This window comes from Micromonospora sp. NPDC092111, assembly GCF_044755745.1.
In the GTDB taxonomy this organism is placed as follows: Bacteria; Actinomycetota; Actinomycetes; order Mycobacteriales; family Micromonosporaceae; genus Micromonospora.
Genome location: NZ_JBIVRQ010000044.1, coordinates 1 through 1,419, shown reverse-complemented (window position 1 = coordinate 1,419; position 1,419 = coordinate 1). Strand labels below are relative to the sequence as shown.

Here is a 1,419-nt window from a genome sequence, read left to right as displayed (position 1 = left end):
GGTCAAGTCCTTGGACGTGGTGTTTGCGGTTGAGCGTGATTCCTCGTTGTTGTTAGGCGCTGAGCGCTGGTAGGTCGTTGGTGTCGGTGTCCTGTTTCGTGTCGGTGGTGATGAGGGTGAGGCGGGATTTGGCGAGGACGTCGAGGCCGAGGTAGCGGCGGCCTTCGGTCCATTCGTCGTGCTGTTCGGCGAGGACGGCGCCGACGAGGCGGATCAGGGCGTGGCGGTCGGGGAAGATCCCGACGACGTCGGTGCGGCGGCGGATCTCACGGTTGAGGCGTTCCTGTGGGTTGTTCGACCAGATCTGTCGCCAGATTTCCTTGGGGAAGCCGGTGAAGGCCAGGACGTCGTCACGGGCGGCTTCGAGATGGTCCGCGACGGCGGGCAGCTTGCCGGCGACGGTGTCGACGAGCCGGTCGTACTGGGCGTGCACGGATGCGGTGTCGGGTTGGTCGTAGACGCTGTGCAGCAACGTTTTGACCCAGGGCCAGGACGCTTTCGGGGTGGCCGACATCAGGTTGGCCGCGTAGTGGGTGCGGCAGCGTTGCCATGCCGCGCCGGGCAGGGTGGCGCCGATCGCGTCGACGAGGCCGCGGTGCGCGTCGGAGGTGACCAGGCGGACCCCGGACAGTCCCCGGGCGGTCAGGTCGCGGAAGAACGCGAGCCAGCCGGCGCCGTCTTCGGCGCTGGTGACCTGCAGACCGAGGATCTCCCGGTGGCCGTCGGCGTTCACGCCGGTGGCGAGCAGGGCGTGGACGTTGACGACGCGGCCGCCTTCGCGGACCTTGAGGACCAGGGCGTCCGCGGCGACGAACGTGTACGGGCCTTGGTCGAGCGGGCGGGTGCGAAACGATGTCACGTGTTCGTCGAGGTCGCGGGCCATGACGCTGACCTGCGACTTCGACAGGCGGGTGATGCCCAACGACTCGACCAGCTTGTCCATCCGCCGCGTGGACACGCCGAGCAGGTAACACGTCGCCACGACCGAGGTCAGGGCCGCCTCGGCTCGCTTGCGGCGTTCGAGGAGCCAATCGGGGAAGTATGAGCCCTGCCGTAGTTTCGGGATCGCGACGTCCAGGGTGCCGGCGCGGGTGTCGAAGTCGCGGTGCCGGTAGCCGTTGCGGATATTGACCCGGTCCGGGGAACTGGTCCCGTACTGGGCGCCGCAGATCGCGTCGGCCTCGGCGGACATCAGAGCGTCGATGAACGTGGTCAGCAGGGTGCGCAGCAGGTCCGGCGACGCCGCGGCGAGGTGGTCGTGCAGGAAGCGGGCAGGGTCGATACTGGGGTTGGCCATCGCGTGGAACTCCTCGAGCTTGAGCGGGAACTCAGATCGAAGAATCACGCGGTGGCCGCCTCACGTCTACGCCAAGCCCCACCTCAAGGGGCCTGCCACACACCACTCTGCGGGACGCAACT

Annotated in this window: 1 protein-coding gene; it reads right to left on the bottom strand. The window is 67.9% G+C overall.

Going from position 1 to position 1,419, the window contains the following annotated elements; translation table 11 throughout:
• Nucleotides 1-52 precede the first annotated feature (52 nt).
• A complete protein-coding gene (locus ACIQG9_RS29810) occupies nucleotides 53-1,297 on the bottom strand; it encodes an IS256 family transposase (RefSeq protein ID WP_400408571.1) in 1,245 nt (414 codons plus the stop codon).
• Nucleotides 1,298-1,419 lie beyond the last annotated feature (122 nt).